The sequence below is a fragment of the Pseudomonas izuensis genome, assembly GCF_002356535.2.
GTDB classification, from domain to species: Bacteria; Pseudomonadota; Gammaproteobacteria; order Pseudomonadales; family Pseudomonadaceae; genus Aquipseudomonas; species Aquipseudomonas izuensis.
In genome coordinates, this window is sequence record NZ_AP017423.2 from 4,066,429 (window position 1) to 4,084,312 (window position 17,884).

General features: G+C 63.4%; 9 protein-coding genes. 4 read left to right on the forward strand and 5 right to left on the reverse strand.

The features are described 5' to 3' along the window. Positions 1–410 precede the first annotated feature (410 nt). The 5 genes from LAB08_RS17885 to LAB08_RS17905 all read right to left on the reverse strand — a co-directional run bounded on the left by LAB08_RS17885 (position 411) and on the right by LAB08_RS17905 (position 8,906). On the reverse strand, positions 411–785 hold the full coding sequence (locus tag LAB08_RS17885; RefSeq protein WP_436799335.1) for a fe2+ zn2+ uptake regulation protein: 375 nt from the start codon (positions 783–785) through the stop codon (positions 411–413). Between the two features lie 136 nt (positions 786–921). Continuing rightward, entirely contained in the window at positions 922–4,062 is a 3,141-nt protein-coding gene (locus LAB08_RS17890) for a multidrug efflux RND transporter permease subunit (RefSeq protein WP_096510446.1), read from the reverse strand. Between the two features lie 15 nt (positions 4,063–4,077). Further along, positions 4,078–5,232, reverse strand: a complete 1,155-nt coding sequence (locus tag LAB08_RS17895; protein ID WP_096510445.1) for an efflux RND transporter periplasmic adaptor subunit — start codon at positions 5,230–5,232, stop codon at positions 4,078–4,080. 66 nt (positions 5,233–5,298) lie between these two features. After that, entirely contained in the window at positions 5,299–6,729 is a 1,431-nt protein-coding gene (locus LAB08_RS17900; RefSeq protein ID WP_096510444.1) for a diaminobutyrate--2-oxoglutarate transaminase, read from the reverse strand. Positions 6,730–6,845: 116 nt separating this feature from the next. Beyond that, positions 6,846–8,906: a TonB-dependent receptor gene (locus LAB08_RS17905; RefSeq protein ID WP_096510443.1), complete on the reverse strand. Its 2,061-nt coding sequence runs from the start codon at positions 8,904–8,906 to the stop codon at positions 6,846–6,848. A 258-nt stretch (positions 8,907–9,164) separates the two neighbouring features. On the opposite strand from LAB08_RS17905, the gene LAB08_RS17910 reads away from it, so the two are divergent. The 4 genes from LAB08_RS17910 to LAB08_RS17925 all read left to right on the forward strand — a co-directional run bounded on the left by LAB08_RS17910 (position 9,165) and on the right by LAB08_RS17925 (position 17,851). After that, positions 9,165–10,142, forward strand: a complete 978-nt coding sequence (locus LAB08_RS17910; protein ID WP_096510442.1) for a TauD/TfdA family dioxygenase — start codon at positions 9,165–9,167, stop codon at positions 10,140–10,142. A gap of 7 nt (positions 10,143–10,149) precedes the next feature. Further along, the gene (locus LAB08_RS17915) at positions 10,150–13,599 is read left to right on the forward strand and encodes a condensation domain-containing protein (RefSeq protein ID WP_096510441.1); all 3,450 of its coding nucleotides are present in this window, start codon (positions 10,150–10,152) and stop codon (positions 13,597–13,599) included. 17 nt (positions 13,600–13,616) lie between these two features. Then, positions 13,617–14,663 carry a TauD/TfdA family dioxygenase gene (locus LAB08_RS17920; protein WP_096510440.1) on the forward strand — a complete coding sequence of 349 codons (1,047 nt, stop codon included), beginning with the start codon at positions 13,617–13,619 and terminating at the stop codon, positions 14,661–14,663. A 110-nt stretch (positions 14,664–14,773) separates the two neighbouring features. Further along, complete coding sequence (locus LAB08_RS17925) at positions 14,774–17,851, forward strand: non-ribosomal peptide synthetase (RefSeq protein WP_096510439.1); 3,078 nt, start codon at positions 14,774–14,776, stop codon at positions 17,849–17,851. Positions 17,852–17,884: the final 33 nt, after the last annotated feature.

Genomic DNA, 17,884 nt, shown 5'->3' on the forward strand with positions numbered 1-17,884 from the left:
GGTGTTTGCCCCCTCGAGAGGCCGAGTGGAGGTTCTGCGCAGTGGGCAAACCGGCATGGATGCCGGTTTAGCCGCGCCCGGCCATGGATGGCCGATCGCGGCGGGCCCACGGAGCAGGACCGGAAGGAGGGCATGCCGAGCCATAGCGAGGCACCGAACGACAGGGGCAAGAGCCCTTGGTTACTTGGGGCTCTTCCAAGTGACCCGCTGTAAAAGCGGAACCATTGGTGGCCGTTACCGCAGGAATGGATATGTATGCGATCAACAAGCCGCCATCGCTGGCAAGCCAGCTCCCACAGGGGATTGGGTGCGTCCGCTAAAGTCAGGTCGGCTGTCAGGCCGCCTACGCTTCGGTGCGTAGATCCGACAAGCCAGCTCCTACAATAACCGGGGCTCACGAAGGCCCCTTCTCAGCCCGGGTTCTGCATCAGTATTTCGCAGGCCCCGGCGGTGAAGCTGTAGCTTCTGTCCGCCTGGTAGTGAATGACCCCCACGTCGCACAAGCGCTTGAGCACTTCACGTACGCTGATGAATGACCATTCGGCCGCCGATGATTCCAGATAGGCGAGCACGCCATGCACACCGATGGCGCGCCCATCCCAAGCGGCGACCAGCAAGGCATCGATGACTTTGAGGCGGATCAGGCTGGTGCGCAGTCCGTAGAAGCGCAGCAACTCGCGGATGGGCTTGTTGGTTTTGCGGTTCAGGGCGATAGCGTCTTGAGCCATCCGGGCCGGGGGTTGCAAAGGCGTTACAGCGTTTGTCGATGCTGAGGCGTTGTGCATGCGAATGGTCCTTTTCAGTAGCGTTTCGGCATTAACATGGGTGGTGTTGTTTTTGACATTTTTTACCAATCTCACCGTCGGAGTGGCTTCTCCGGCCACACCGGTAGCGGTGGCTTACCCAGGCGATCGATCCATTTCACTGCGCTCCATCGTCTGCCATTGAAGTCGTGGGGACGGCCCGGCGATTACGCCACCGCTGCGCCACGGACAGTACCGAGACAAAAAATACCGGCACGAACAAAACCCCCAGTACCGTCGCCGCCAGCATCCCGCCGATCACCCCGGTGCCGATCGCACGCTGGCTGGCCGCACCCGCCCCCGTGGCGAAGGCCAGGGGCACTACGCCGAGAATGAAGGCCATGGATGTCATGACAATCGGGCGAAAGCGCAGGCGCGCTGCCTGGGCAGCCGCCTGGGTCAGACTGGCGCCTTGAGCGTGAAGCGCCCTGGCAAACTCGACGATGAGGATCGCGTTCTTCGCCGCCAGGCCGATGATCGTGATCAGCCCGACCTTGAAATAGACGTCATTGGGCATGCCCATCACGGTCACCGCCACCACCGAGCCGAGCATGCCGATGGGCACGATCAGCAGCACGGCAAAAGGAACCGCCCAGCTTTCATACAGCGCGACCAGTACCAGCAACACCATGGTCAATGACAACCCGACCAGCAAAGGCACCTGGTCGCTGGCCTGTTGTTCCTGCAACGACAATCCCGCCCATTCGAGGCTGAAACCGGCCGGCAATTGACGGGCGATTCTCTGCAAGGCTTCCATGGCCTGCCCGGTGCTGTAACCCGGGGCGGCATCGCCGGAAAAACGCAGCGACGCCGAGCCGTTGTAGCGCGCGATCTGCAGCGGCCCGACCTGCCACTCGAAACGACTGAACGCTTCCAGTGGCACCAGGCGGTTCTGCCGGTTGGGCACTTGCAGGCGCAGCAGCGCTTCGGGCGTCTGCCGGCTGATACCGTCCGCCTGAATGATGACCCGCTGCATCCGCCCCTGATTGGCGAACTCGTTGATCTGCTCCGACCCCAGGGCCGACGACAGCGCCGAACTGATCACATCGAAACTCACGCCCAGGGCCTCGGCTTTTTCGCGGTCGATGCTGACATTGATCTGCGGGGCATCGGCCAGGCCATCCTCCATCAGGTAGTCGATGACCGGCGATGCCTTGGCGGCCTCCAGCAATTGGGTCCGAGCCTTCAACAGCGCTTCATGCCCCTGCCCCGCCAGATCCTGCAAGCGCAATTCGAAACCGTTGGACGTACCGAGGCCGTCCACTGGCGGCGGCACCACGCTGAACAGCGCGCCATCGGCAGCGTTTTCAAAGGCCTCATTCGCACGCCTGGCCACTTCATCACTGGCCTGTCCGCGATCGCGGACCGACCAGTCCTTGAGACTGACAAAGGACAACGCCGCATTGGCCCCGACCCCGGAAAAACTGAAGCCCATGATCGCCAGCACCTGATCCGTCGCCGGTTGCGCCAGGGCGTAGCGTTCCCAGGCCTGAACCGTCGCCTCCGTGCGCGAGGCCGATGCAGCGGGCGGCAGCTGGATATCGGTGATGATGTAACCCTGGTCCTCGGCCGGCATGAATGAGGACGGCAGACGCAGATAGGTGAAGGCGAGTACCAGCAACAGCATCAGGTACAGGCACAGGCTGCGGGTGCTGCGTCGAACCCAGCTCGCACCGAGCCGTTCGTAGCGTTGGACCAGGGCATCGAAGCGTCGATTGAAACCGCTTGCCCAACGGTTCGGTCGGGGCTGATGCGTCCGGTCGAAGGGTTTTAGCAAGGTGGCGCACAGGGCCGGCGTCAGGGTCAACGCGAGGAACCCGGAGAACAGGATCGACACCGACAGTGCCATGGAGAACTGCTGGTAGATCACGCCGACCGAACCGCCCATGAACGCCAGGGGCAGGAACACCGCCGCCAGCACCAGGGTAATGCCGATGATGGCCCCGCTGATCTGCTGCATGGCCTTGCGGGTCGCCTCCTTGGGCGACAGCCGCTCCTGAGTGATCAGTCGCTCGACGTTTTCTACGACGACTATGGCGTCGTCCACCAGAATGCCGATGGCCAGCACCATGCCGAACAGAGTCATCATGTTGATCGAGAACCCCAGCGGCGCCATCACCGCGATCGTCCCCAGTAGGCAGACCGGCACCACCACCGCCGGGATCAGCGTGTAACGCAGGTTTTGCAAGAACAGCAGCATCACCAGGAACACCAGAACCATGGCTTCGATCAGGGTGTAGATGACCTGCTTGATCGCCACGTCGACAAAATAGGAGGTGTCATAGGGCACATTCAGGGCCATGTTCGCTGGCAGCGTGCCCGACAGCTGATCGAGCCGCGCCTTGATCGCCGCCGCGGTTTGCAGCGCATTGGCGCCCGGCGCCAATTGCACCGACATGGCCGCTGTCGGCTTGCCGTTGAGGCGTGCGTCGAAGCGGTAGTCCTGGCGACCCAGTTCCACCCGTGCCACATCGTGGATTCTGACGCTGGAACCATCATCGTTGGCCCGCAGCACAATGTTGCCGAACGCCTGCACCGACTCGAGCTGCCCCTGCACCATCACGGTGGCAGTAATGTGCTGGTCGGCCGGTCCCGGACGCTCGCCCATGCTGCCGGCGGGCACTTGCACGTTCTGTGCGGCGATGGCCTTGCCGACATCGGCCATCGACAGGTTGTAGCCCACCAACCGGGTCGGATCGACCCAGATGCGCATCGCCCGTTCGGCGGTGTACATCTGCACCCGCCCGACCCCTGCCACCCGGCGAATCTCATTATTGATGGCCCGGGCGGCATAGTCCGCCAGCCCCACCGATTCCTGCTGGTCGTCGGTGTAGGACAAGGTATAGATCATCAGGAAGTTGGCGCGCACCTGCTCCACTTTCAGACCTTGCTCGATCACGGCCCGGGGCAGACGCCCGATCACCCGTTGCAAGCGGTTCTGCACATCGACCTGTGCCATGTCGGGATCGGTGCCCGGCTTGAACGTGATGGTGGTTTCGGCGCTGCCGTTGGCACTGTTGGACTCGTAGTAAATCAAGCCTTTGAGGCCATTGAGCTCTTCTTCGACCAGGCTGGTGACGTTCTGGCCGACAATCTGCGCCGAGGCGCCGGGGTAGCTGGCGCTGACACTGATTTGTGGTGGTGCCACGTCCGGGTACTGGCTGACCGGCAAGGTGCCGAGCGTCAGCACCCCCGCCAGCGCGATGAGCAACGCGATGACCCAGGCAAAATTCGGACGGTTGATGAAAAATTCGGGCATCGGAACCTCAGGCTGTCAATTGCGGGCCTGCTGCCCGGCCAACGTGATGACGTTGACCTGAGTGCCGGCACTGAGTTTGTCCGCTCGCTCGACCACCACTTGCTCGCCGGCCGCCAGCCCCTGGGTGATCTGCCAGTCGGCGCCGAGCATCGCGCCGGTGCTGACCACCCGCTCACGCACGACACCTGTGGCGTCCACCAGCATCAACCGGGCCTGGCCGTCGGCCCCGCGCTGCACCGCTTGCTGCGGTACGAACAACGCTTGCGGATCGACCCCGGCCGGCGCCACCACGCGCACGTACATGCCCGGCAACAGCACGTTGTCCGGGTTGGGGAACTCACCGCGCAAGGTCACCTGCCCGGTGCTTCGGTCCACGGAAATATCGGAAAACATCAACTTGCCCCGGCGGGCCTGGGGCGGATTGCCCACCTGCACCGTTACCTCCGGGGTGCCGTTGCCGTTCAGGGTCAGGCGACCATTGGTCAGGGCTTGCTGCAAGGCCACGACCTGCTCGGCGGACTGGGTAAAGTCGGCGTAGATCGGGTCCAGTTGCTGGATCCGCGCCATCTGCGTGGCTTCGTCCTGACCCACCAGCGCACCTTCGCTGACCAGGGCCCGACCGATGCGGCCGCTGATCGGCGCCCGCACCTGGCAGTAACCGAGGTTGAGCTGCGCCGTGGTGAGGTCAGCCTGGGCGGCCAGGCGATTGGCCTGGGCACTCTTGAGGTCAGACACCGCGTCATCGAACGCTTGCGGGCTGACAGCGTTGATCTCCACCAGTTGCTTGAAACGCTGCACCTGGGTGTTGGCGCGATAGACATCGGCCTCGACCTTGGCCAACGCGCCCTCGGCACGCATCAAGGCCGCCTTGAGCGGCGCCGGGTCGATGCTGAACAGCAATTGGCCAGCCTTGACGTCGCTGCCCTCCTGAAAATGCCGGGTCAGCACCACGCCGGCCACCCTTGCGCGGACCTCGGCGATGCGCACCGGTTCGACCCGGCCCGGCAAATCCGTGGTCATGGCAAACGCCCGCGGTTGCACGGTCAGCGTCTTCACCTGGGGCACTGCTGCGCTGTGCTCCGGCGGCTGATCCTGACCACCACAAGCACTTAACCCAAACACTGCCAGCAACAACCACGCGGGTCTCATCGATGCGAAAGCCTTCTGCATTGTCGTTCCCTGTTCAATGAAAAAGGGCCTGCCGGTTTCGGTCGGCAGGCCCTGTGCATCGTCACTTCAACCGCCACGGCACTCGCTTCGCTCGTTGATCGCGCTGGCCGCGCGGAACAGGATCTGCGTGACGAAATCGATCTCCTGTTCGGTGATGATCAACGGCGGCAGGAAGCGCACGGTGGCGCCGTGACGGCCGCCCAGCTCGACGATCAGCCCGTGTTGCAGGCAGGCCTGCTGGAAGGCCTTGGCCCGGGCAGTGTCCACCGGCGGATGGCCCTGGACATCGAGGGCACCCTGGGGGTCGACGATTTCCATGCCGAGCATCAGGCCTCGGCCACGCACATCGCCGATCCACTTGAATTCGCTTTGCAGGCCCAGCAGCTGCTTGCGCAGGTGCGCACCCACGGTTTCGGCGTGGGCCACCAGGCCCTCATCGCGGATGAAGCGCAAGGTCGCGGTGCCGGCAGCCATCGCCAGCTGATTGCCACGGAACGTGCCGGCATGGGCGCCCGGTTGCCAGACGTCCAGGGAATCGTTGTAGACCATCACCGACAACGGCAGGCCGCCGCCGATGGCCTTGGACAAGGTGATGACGTCCGGGGTGATGCCTGAGTGCTCGAAGCCGAACATCCGGCCGCTGCGGGCAATGCCGCACTGAATCTCGTCGACGATCAGCGGAATGCCATGGGCCTGGGTCAACCGACGCAGTTCCTGCATCCAGCGATCCGGTGCGGTAATCACCCCGCCTTCGCCCTGGATCGGTTCGAGGATCATCGCCGCCGGTGCGGTGACGCCGCTTTCCGGGTCGTTGAGCAAATGCTCGAGGTAGCGCACGTTCAAGGTCACGCCCTGCTCGCCGGCCACCCCGAACGGGCAACGGTAATCGTGGGGGAACGGCAAACGTTGTACGCCCGCCATCAAGCCGCCCAGGGCATTCTTCGGCGACAGGTTGCCGCTGATCGACAGCGTGCCCAGGGTCATGCCGTGGTAGGCGCCTTCAAAGGCCAACACGGAATGTCGACCGGTGGCGGTACGGGTCAGTTTCAGTGCAGCTTCGACTGCATCGGCACCGCTGGGACCGCAAAACTGGATCCGCGCGTTTCGCGCGAAATCGGCGGGCAGGCAGCCAAAGATCTCCTGAACGAATGCATCCTTCACCGGTGTCATGAGGTCCAGGGTATGCATCGGCACGCCCGCGGCCATGACCTGGGTGATGGCCTGGACAATCACCGGGTGGTTGTGGCCCAGCGCCAGGGTGCCGGCACCGGCCAGGCAATCGACGAAGACCTGGCCGCGACTGTCCTGCACATAGATGCCATGAGCCCGTTCCAGCACAAGCGGAATGCGCCGAGGGTAACTGCGGGCGTTGGATTCCTGCTGTTGCTGGCGTTCCAGCAGCGGCGTCGGATCAAGGCAGTAAGGGCTCGACAGCCCGGTGTGCGCCAGACGTAGCTGTGGCGCGCCACCGGATGTGGCATTCGAGAAAGCACTCATGATTTCCTCCTTGGAGGCTGGGTTTGGAAAGTAACAGGGCTGCCTGAATTCGAATGCTTCAGGCAACGAAAGCCGTGAAACCGGACGCGGGGATTCCTTCCCCCGCTTCCATCGGTTTACATGTCGTAGCGCAGAACCAGACCCACGGTGCGCGGAGCGCCGACATCGACGATATCGCCGCTGCGGTTGTTGGTGACGTATTCCTTGTCGAAGGCGTTTTTCACAAAGCCCGATACGGCGACGTTCTTGGTGAGCTTGTATTCAGAGTTGAAGTTGACCAGCCAATAGTTGTCGCTCTTGCGCTCGCCGATGACCTGGCCAGCGTCGTCGAATTCGAACTCAGACGGCGCAGTGCTTTGCCAGATGACGTCGGTGTTGAGGGTCAGGCGGTCATTCCAGCGATAGGTACCGCCCAGCGACATCTTGTATTTGGGCGAAAAGAGGAAGTCCTGGCCGCTCATGTCCCGGCCATCGCCCGTGACGAAGTCCTTGTACTTGCCATCGGTGACAGCGGCACCGAGGTTCAACGTCAACTGCTCGGTAAAGTCTTCTTCCACGAAGACTTCCAGGCCCTTGATGTCGCTGCGACCGGCGTTGAAGATGTGCGCGAACTGGGTGTCCGGGTCGAGCACGCTGACCTGCTGGTCTTTCCAGTCGGTGTAGTACAGGTTGGCGCGGGTGCGCAGGGTCTGGTCGAAGAACGAGCCCCGGTAGGACAACTCGTAGTTGGTGGTGTACTCCGGGTCGTAGGGCTCGTGGCCGCCACCGGCCCGCACGTTGACGCCACCGCCGCGATAGCCTTTCTGCACCATGAAGCCCAGGTACTGGTTCGCGGCCAGTTCATAGTTGATGCCCAATTTTGGCAACACGGCATCGAACGACTTGCTGACATTGCCCGGGCTGGAGAAGTCATCCTGGTCGATGTCGGTATCGTTCGTCTCGTGGTCGTAGCGCAGGCCGGTGATCAATGTCCAGCGCGGGACGAAGGTCCAGTTGATTTCACCGAACACCGCCTTGTTTTCGATGGTGGTGTCGCCCTTGGTGGTCCCGGCCAGTTCGTCATCGAACAACAACTTGTCGTGGAAGTTGTTGGTGTTGTGGCCGTAGTAGGCACCGACGAAGCTCTTCACCGTGTCCGAGTTGTAGTTCAGGCGCAGCTCCTGGCTGAACAGGTCGCCATCCTGCTTGCGCAGGATCACCTCGTTGTCTATCGCCTCCTGGTCGAAGTCCAGGCGGGCACTGTAGTCGGAGCTGGTATTGGCCGTGAGGCTGGTCAGGCTCCAGTCATCGTTCAGGCGATAGTCGATCTTGGCGCTGACGGTGTCCTGTTTGAGGTTGTCAAAGGCCTTGGTGTTGGACGACACGTCGTAGTAACGCACCTTGCCGTTTTCGCGCATGACCGAGTTGTCGCCCTGACGGTGTTCGTCGTGGGCGTAGGTCAGCAACACGTCGAGATCGTCGTTGGGCAGGACCAGCAGCTTGCCGCGCACGTTGCTGGTGCGGGTCGGGTTGGCGTCGTCATTGAGGAAGACGTTGTCGATGTAGCCGTCACCTTCCTGGTAATCCACGGCGATACGCCCGGCGATCTTGTCGTCGACGATCGAGCCGCCACCGGCGACCGCTGCGCCGCGCTCACCGTAGTTCCCCACGTTGGTCTGCGCCGAAAAGCTCGGGACGAAGGTTGGATTTTTGGTCTGGATGACCACGGCACCGGCGAGGGAGTTACGGCCCTGGGTGGTGGACTGCGGCCCCAGGAAGACTTCGACCTGCTCCACGTCCCACAGCGGGATCGGGCTGAGGGTCAGTGCACGGTTCGGTTGTACGGCGCCATCGACGAATACCGAGACCGCACCATTGAGCGTGGCCGGGCCCTGGTCATCGAAACCGGACACCGGCACACCGCGGATGCCCCAGTTTTCGTTACCGGCCTGGTTGTACACACCCGGCGTACGGGCGAACACGTCGACCAGGTCATGGTCCGCCTTCTCGCGCAGTTGCTGCTCGGTTACCACAACCACGCTCGACTGGGTTTTCTCCAGGCTACGGTTGATTTTCTCACCCGTCACCGTCACAGGAGCAAGCTCCATCGTGCCCGACTCTCCGGCCGCCCATGCGCCGGTGGACAGGCACACTGCCGACCCCACAGCCAACGCAATTGTAGTCTTTTTGAAATTCACGCCCCGCTCCCCTGCGACAGATATTGGTGTTGTTTCTTTTGTTCAGAACGCTGCTTTCCCCACAGCGGGCGGCAGTCTAAATCAAAAAAAATCTTAAAGGAATAGTATTGATAATCTATCTCATTTGTATTTAAGATGCCGCCGTGTATCAGAGCGAATACATCTCAGTCGGACGCTACCCTGGTGACCTTTGCCTTGTTTTTTCAGGTCCGCCAACGTCAATCCGACTGACCGAGAAAGAAAAAAGGATGTGCAAGGATGACTTCAATCGAACACCTGAGCGGGCGTTGCGCCCCGTTGTCCGATGCCCCAACGATCGGCCGCGAGTCGACGTTACCCGTGCTGGTACAGGCGAAACCGGGACAGTCGATCCATGATATGGACGCGTCGATCCGCCACTCGCTGGACCAGGCACTGACCACCGTTGGCGGCGTGCTGTTTCGCGGTTTCATCGTTCCCACGCCCATCGACTTCAAGCGCTTCGCCGCCAGCTTCGGCGCGCCGCTGGCCAGCTACGAATTCGGCTCCACGCCGCGCAGCAAAGTCTTCGCCGGGGTGTACAGCTCCACCGAATACCCGGCCCATCAATTCATTCCGCTGCACAACGAGCAGGCCTACACCCGGCCCTGGCCTTCGCGCATCTGGTTCCACTGCATCAAGGCCAGTGAAACCGGTGGCGAAACGCCGATTGCCGACAGCCGCCTGATCTATCAGCGCATGCCCGCCGAGATCCGCGAGTTGTTCGCCAGCCGCGAGCTGCTCTACGTACGCAACTACAGCGGCGCGCTGGACCTGCCCTGGCAGAAGGTGTTCAACACCGAGGATCGTGCCCAGGTCGAACGCTACTGCCAGGACAACGACATCGAGTGGGAATGGAAAGCCGATGGCGAGCTGCGCACCCGCCAGCGTTGCGCCGCCGTGTTGCAGCATCCCGAGACCGGTGAGTGGGTCTGGTTCAACCAAGCACACCTGTTCCACGTATCGGCCATCGAGCCGGGTGTGCGTGCCAGCCTGCTGGCCGCCGTGGGCGAAGAAAACCTGCCGCGCCACGTGTACTTCAGGGACGGCTCGGCCATTGCCGATGAGGTGCTCGACACCGTTCGCGAGGTCTATCGCCAGACCGCCATCAGCTTCCCCTGGCAGCCCGGCGACATCCTGATGCTCGACAACCGACTGGTCGCACACGGCCGCAACCCTTACACCGGTGACCGTAAAGTCATCGTTGCCATGGCGTGAATTGCACATGTTCAATTTCAATCACTGGATCGAAGTGCTGGAAACCCATGCCCGGCATTTTCCGCAGCGCGCGGCCCTGCACTTTTTGCCGGACGGCGTCGAGATCGGCGAAACCCTGACCTTTGCCCAACTGCACGAACAGAGCCAATCCCTGGCAGCGGCCCTGCAAGCGCGCTATGCGCCGGGTGATCGCGTGCTGTTGATGCTGCCCAGCAGCCTCGACTACGCCCGGGCGTTTTGCGCCTGCCTCTACGCCGGGCTGATCGCCGTGCCGCTGTTCCCGCCACCGTCGCGCAAGCCTCGACATCTGGATCGCGTGCGCAACGTGGTGGTGGATGCCGAGCCGGCGCTGATCCTCGCCCCGGCCGATCATTGCCAGAACTTGCTGGAACTGGTCGAAGGCCGGGTCGATGTGCTGACGGTCCAGGAGCTGACGTTGCAGGAGGCGGGCACACCACCGGCCAGTCAATGGACGCGCCCGGATGTTGACGGCGCGACCGTGGCCTTCCTGCAATACACCTCCGGTTCCACCGGTACGCCAAAAGGTGTGGAAGTGCGCCAGCGCAACCTGATCGCCAACGTCGAGCTGATGCGCCAGGCCTACGGTTTCGACGAGCACGGCGGCATGGTCAACTGGCTGCCGCTGTACCACGACATGGGCCTGATCGGTGGCCTGCTGGCACCGCTCTACAGCGGCATGCCCTGCTATCTGTTGGCCTCGCAGACGTTCGTCAACGCACCGTCTACCTGGCTCCAGGCATTGAGCCGTTACCGCGCCACCGCCAGTTTCGCCCCCAATTTCGCCTATGCGCTGTGCAACCGCGTGGTCAGCGACAACCTGATCGCGCAGCTCGACCTGAGTGCCTGGCAACACGCGATCAACGGCGCCGAGCCGATTCATCCCGGCACCCTTGAAACCTTCGCCCAGCGCTTTGCCGCCTGCGGCCTGAACCCGCTGGCGATCAGCCCCGGCTACGGCCAGGCCGAAGCCACCTTGTGTGTCAGTGCCACACCGGCCGATGCCCTGCCCGTGGTGTTGCGCCTGGACAAGACCGTGCTGGAAACCGGTCGCGCAGCCATCGCGGCCACCGACGCCGCTGCCGTGGAGTTCGTCGCCTGCGGTTATCCGCAGGCCTTGCACGGCATCGCCATCGTTAACCCGCACACCCATGAACGTTGCGCCGCCGATCAGATCGGTGAAGTCTGGCTGACCGGCCCGAGCAACGCCGAAGCCTACTGGAAGAACCCCGAAGCCACCCGCGAAGCGTTCCAGGCGTGCATCGTCGGCGAACCCGGGCATTACCTTCGCTCCGGCGACCTGGGTTTCATGCACCAGGGCCAGGTGGTGATTTGCGGCCGGGTCAAGGACCTGCTGATCCTCAACGGCCGCAACCTCTACCCTCACGATATCGAATTCGCCATCACCGATGCAGAGCCGGGCATCCGCACCGGACGCATCGCCGCGTTTTCGGAAATGGACCCGCTGCTGGGTCGCGAGAAGCTGGTGATTGTCGCCGAGCCCCATCGCAAATATGTCTACCCGGCCCATCACCCGGCACTGTTCGCCTCGATGCAGAACGCCGTGCGCGAAGTCGCCGACTGCGGCATCGACCAGATCGTACTGGTGGAAGCCGGCACCATTCCCATGACCACCAGCGGCAAGATCGCCCGTCAGGGGTCGCGCAAGCAACTGGCCGCGGGCACCTTGAACATCATTGCCCAATACGGTGGGCAGACCAGCGCCGATGAGGAACGCATCGAGCGTGCACAACTGCTGGAACGGGTTGCCCTGGCCGACGAAAGCGCCCTGCCCGCCTGCCGCCAATGGCTCAAGCAAACTCTGCGCGAGGTCAATCCGTATCTCATGGTGGACTTCGACCAGAGCCTGATCAGCCTCGGCCTGGACTCCATCAGCGTTGCCGACTTCGCGGCCCGCCTGCATCAGGACCTGGGCTTGAATCTCGACACGCAACGCCTGTTCGGCGAGCAGACGCTGGACGAATGGGCCCAGGCACTGCTGGATTTCCTCGGTGAAGCGTTGCCTGATTCCACCGCTTCGATCGAAGGCTCCAGCGTCGAGCAGGATCACGGCCGCCAATCCTTCGCCCAGAGCCGACTGTGGTTCCTGCGTCAGCTCGACCCGACCGACACCCGCCACAACCTGGTGCTGCATCTGCGCCTGCTCGGCGCGCTGGACACCGAAACGCTGGCGCTGCGACTCAATACTCTGGTCGACCGCCACAGCGTCCTGCGCACCGTCTACCACGACGGCGTCGACGGCCCGCAACAACGGATCCTGCCGACTGCGGACGTGCCGTTGACCTGGCATGACCTGCGTCATCACCCCATCGCCGTGCAACAACAAGCGCTGGCTGATCGGCTGGAGCGGGAACACGCGACACCGGTCGATCTGCAAAACGGCCCGCTGCTGCGCGCGCAATTGCTCAGCCGCGACGACCAGCAACACGACCTGCTGCTGACCCTGCACCACATCGCCTTTGACGGACGTTCGACGCAATTGTTGCTGGCAGAGCTGGCCGCTGGAGGCGTCAGCGAACGCCCGCTGCAGTACCTGGATTTCGCCCGCTGGGAAGCCGCGCACTGGAGCGCCGAACGCATCGCCACCGAACAACAGTTCTGGCGCGAGCAACTGGCAAACGTGCCGCAAACCCTCGCCTTGGGTGGCAACGGCCAGATCGCCGGCGAGCACAGCCTCAACTTCACCCTGCCCCAGGCCAACTGCGAAGCGCTGACGGCACTGGCCCGCGAACACGGCATGACCCTGTTCATGCTGTTGCTGGCCAGCTATCAACTGGTGATCAAGCAACTGGGCGGCCAGCAGCAATTCCTGCTGGGCACCGACGTCAGCGGCCGGCCATTGGCCGCGCACAACGACGTGATCGGTTTCTTCGTCAACCAGTTGACCCTGCGCTGCGACCTGCGTGGCGAACCGACCCTGGCCGATTTCCTTGGCCAGGTGCGCGATGAGGCACGGCTGGCCTACGCCCATCAGGGCCTGCCTTTCGATCTGGTGGTCTCGGCCCTGGCGCCGCAGCGCCGTCCCGGTCACTCGCCGCTGTTCCAGGTCAAGCTCAACTACCAGCCGGCACGGGTGAACCCGACCGATATCGCCGGTGCGCGCATGACCTCGCTGGACGTGGCGCAAGCCCCGGGCGATTTCCACCTGGTACTCGACCTGATGCACGGTGCCGAAGGGATTGACGCGACCCTCAAGTTCCGCGGCGAATTCTTCGACCGGGACCGTGCCCTGCGCCTGCAACACCTGTGGACCCGCCTGCTGGGCGAGACCCGCGATCTACTCGACCTGTCGCTGCCGGCACTGGCCGAACGCCTCGACACCTGGGACCAGGCGTTCCAGCGCGAACGCCAGCAGTCCCAAGCCCTGGCCGGTCGCGGCCAGATGCTGCAAACCAAACGTCGCTCATTGACCCTTTAACCGAGTTGGATGCCTTTATGTCTATCGTGCCCCCACCGTCCCGCGCCCTTGGCGGCGTGCGTCGCAAAGCCATGAACGTCTCGGAACAACAGCTGGTCAGCGAGCGCCTGCTCAGCCCGGACCACGCCCTGCCGCTGGTGATCGAGCCGGCGGTCAGCGGTGTGGACCTGGTCGCCTGGGCGGCCAAGGAACGTGAGAACCTCGAGCAAAAACTGCTGCAATACGGCGCGATCCTGTTTCGCGGGTTCTCCGTACTGTCGGTGGAGCAGTTCGACCAGGTGATCGCCGCCCTGTCCCCCGGCGCGCTGGAGTACATGTTCCGCGCCTCACCGCGCACCCGCGTCGGCGGCAACATCTACACCTCGACCGATTACCCGGCCGACCAGATGATCTTCCCGCACAACGAACACTCCTACTCGCCGCGCTTCCCGCTGCGCCTGTTCTTCTACTGCCACATCCCGTCCGAGACCGGCGGCGAAACCCCGATCGGCGCGACCCGCGCAGTAAAGGCAAAAATCAGCCCGCAGATCGAAGCGCGTTTTCGCAAAAAAGGCGTGCTGTACGTGCGCAACTACGGTGACGGTTTCGGCCTGCCGTGGCAGACCGTGTTCCAGTCCGAAGACCGTGGCGAGGTGGAAGCCTACTGCGCCAGTGTCGGCATCGAAGTGGAGTGGAAGGAAAACAATCGCCTGCGCACCCGCCAGCGCGGGCCCGCCGTGGTCCGTCACCCGGGCACCGGCGAAGAGGTGTGGTTCAACCACGCCACCTTCTTCCACATCAGCACCCTGCCCCCGGCGATCCGCGACTCGTTGCAAGGCAATTTCACCGATCTCGACCTGCCGACCAACACCTTCTATGGCGACGGCACACCGATCGAAGCCGATGTACTGGAGTCATTGCGAGCGGCCTACCTCGACTCGCTGGTGCGCTTCAGCTGGCAGCAGGGCGACGTGTTGTTCATCGACAACATGCTCGCGGTGCACGGTCGCGAACCCTTCACCGGCAATCGCGCAATCATGACCGGCATGGCGCAAGCCCTGCTGCAGAGTGACGTCGCCGTCTGATTTTTTCCACGGGCGAACAAGCTGATTTGCACAGGCTCAGCTGATTTCGATCAGTGAGCCTGCGTGCCTCTGTCGCCCCGGTTTACCCCCAATTCCCAGTCGAGTTGAACATGAGCGGACTCCAAGGTTTTCGTATTTCGCCACAGCAGGCGTCGGTCTATCAGCATACCCACGGCGTCGCCGAGCACCCGCTCAGCTGCCGTTTGCAGTGGTCGGTTGCCTCCCCCGTGACCGCCGAGCTCCTGAGCCAGCGCTTGAACGCCCTGATCGCCGACAGTGAAATCCTGCGCACCCGGTTGGCGCCCGTGCCGGGCCTGCGCTTTCCGGTGCAGGTGATTCACGACAGCATCGAACTACCGGTCGTGGTGCAAGACTTACGCGCACTCGATCCAGGCCAGCAGGACGCTGCCCTGAGCCAACTGGCCACGCAACCTCGCGACTGGACGCTGCCGCTGGCCGTGACGCTGGTGCAACTGTCGGACGGGCAATCGGTGCTCGACCTGGCCGGGGCCAGCAGCCACTTTGACCTGGGCAGCCTGAAACTGCTGGCGGCCGCTTTGCTGCAGGACGCCAACCCCGCGCTGAACGACGCCTTGCAAAACGAGGCCCTGCAATACGCCGACTACGCCGAATGGCGCTGGAGCCTCACGGAAGACGAACCCGACCATCCGGGGGTAAATTTCTGGAAAGCCCTGGCACAGAGCGAACAACCGACCCTGCAACTGTCGCTGGAGTCGGCGTCGGGCAAAGGTTTTGCCCCGGCACGCGTGGACCTTGCCCTGCCGCCAAGCCTCGCCGCTCATCCGGCCCTGACTTCGAACCTGATGCTGACCGCCTGGGCCGTCCTGCTCGGCCGCCTCGCCGGTCAACAGCAGGTGGCACTGACGGTCATCCACGAAAGCCGTGGCCCGGAACTGGAAAACGCCTTGGGCCTGTTCGAACAATGCCTGCCGGTGCGCTTTGACCTGGACCCGCGAACCACCCTGCTGGAACAATGCAAAAGCATCGCCGCCACCGTCGAACTCAGCGCCGGCTGGCAGGACTACTACACCCACAACCTCAATGGCGGCTATGGCTTCGCCTGGCGTCAGGCCGATGCCAGGGAACGCCATGCCAACGCGGTGTTGAACCCGCTAAAAGCCTGCCTGAACGTGAACCAGACCACGGATGCTGTTCAGGCCCACGTGATTTACGACCGTCACTTGCTGAGCGCCAATGCCGCCGCTTGCCTGGGCGAACAATGGCTGCAACTGCTGCAAGGCGCGCTGGCCGAGCCACAACACCGCTGGGCGCAAGTGCCGCTGACCGGCCCGCTGCAAGTGCAGACCCTCGACAACACCCCGACCGCACCTGCGATTGAACCGGTGACGCTGGTCGAGCTGATTGCCCGTCAGGTGCTGCAACAGCCGAACGCCATTGCCCTGAGTGACAAGGATGGCGACCTCAGCTACGCCGCGCTCGATGCCTGCGCCACCCGACTGGCCCATCAACTGCGAGCCGCCGGGATCGGTCCGGGCGTGCCGGTGGGCATTCTGTTCGGCCGTGGCAATGCGGCCATCGTCGCCATGCTGGCGGTGTTGAAGGCCGGGGGTGCCTATGTGCCGGTCGATCCGACCTACCCGGCGGAACGCCGTGCCTACATGCTCGCCGACAGCGCCATCGCCCATATCGTGGTCAGCGCCGAACTGGCCGACAGCGTACCCGCGAGCCTGCAACGCTTCGTCTTCGACGACCTGACGCCTTCCGATATCAGCCATTTGCCGCCACTGCCAGCGCCGCAGGCGGACGATCTGGCCTACCTGATCTACACCTCCGGTTCCACCGGCGCCCCGAAAGCCGTGGAAATCAGCCACGGCGCCCTGAGCTTCTCGACCCAGGTGCGCATGACTTCCTACGGGAAACCGGTGCGTGCCTACCTGCTGCTGTCGTCGTTCGCCTTCGACAGCTCGGTGGCGGGGATTTTCTGGACCCTGGCCCAAGGCGGGCGCCTGGTCTTGCCGGCCACCGGCGAAGAATTGGAGATGCCGCGTCTGGCGCAGTTGATTGCCCAACACCGGGTCAGCCACGGCCTGTCGCTGCCATCGCTGTATCAGGCATTGCTCGATCAGTTGCAGCGCACCGCCGGTACCGACAGCCTCGAATGCTGGATCGTCGCCGGTGAAGCCTGCCCGCCTTCGTTGATCACCCAGCACAGCCAAGCCTTGCCCAACGCGCAACTGGTGAACGAATACGGTCCCACCGAAGCCACGGTCTGGGCTACCTATGAAGTCCTGGACCCGGACCGGGAACTGAGCATCGGTCGACCGATTGCCGGCATGGACCTGCGCGTGCTCAATGAACAGGGCATCGCCAGCGGCATCGGTGAGCCGGGGGAAATCGTCCTCGCCGGCCCGACCCTGGCCCGGGGTTACCGCAACAAACCCGAAGAAACCGCCAAGGCCTTCGTCACCCTGGCCGACGGCACCCGTGCCTACCGCACCGGCGACCTGGCTTGCTGGCTGGCGGACGGGCGCCTGGCGTTCCTCGGTCGCAAGGATCATCAGGTCAAGCTGCGCGGCTACCGCATCGAACTGGGCGAAATCGAACGTCAACTGTGCAGCCACAGCGATGTGCGCGAAGCCGCGGTGATCGTCCAGGAACACGCCGCCGGCAAGCGCCTGCTGGCCTACATTCTGGCAGCCCACGGTTATGCGCCGGATTCGGAAGCGATCAAGCGTTTCCTCGGTGAACGCCTGCCTTCTTACATGGTGCCGGCGCGGGTGTTGACCCTGCCGACCTTCCCGCGCACGCCCAACGGCAAGCTCGACCTGCGCCAGTTGCCCGACCCGGACCAGTTCGACGAAAGCGCCTTCGTCGCACCGCGCAACGCCATGGAAACCGCCCTGCAAGCCATCGTCGCCAAGGTCCTGAAGCTTGAGACCGTGAGCGTCACCGAGAACTTCTTCGCCATTGGCGGCGACTCGATTCTCAGCCTGCAAGTCGTGGCCCAGGCCTTTGAGCAAGGCATTGCCCTGTCCGCCAAGCACGTGTTCGAAGGCCAGACCATCGCCGCCATGGCCGAGGTCGCGCAACCGGTGACGGCGCAAAACACGCAACCGCAGCCCGAGAGCACCGAGTTCAGCGCCTCGGGCCTGTCCGATGACGAAATGCAGGCGCTGATGGCCGAACTCGACGAAAACGAATTTTGACTGGCTGCCCGACTCGCCGCGCCGTCGCCCCTT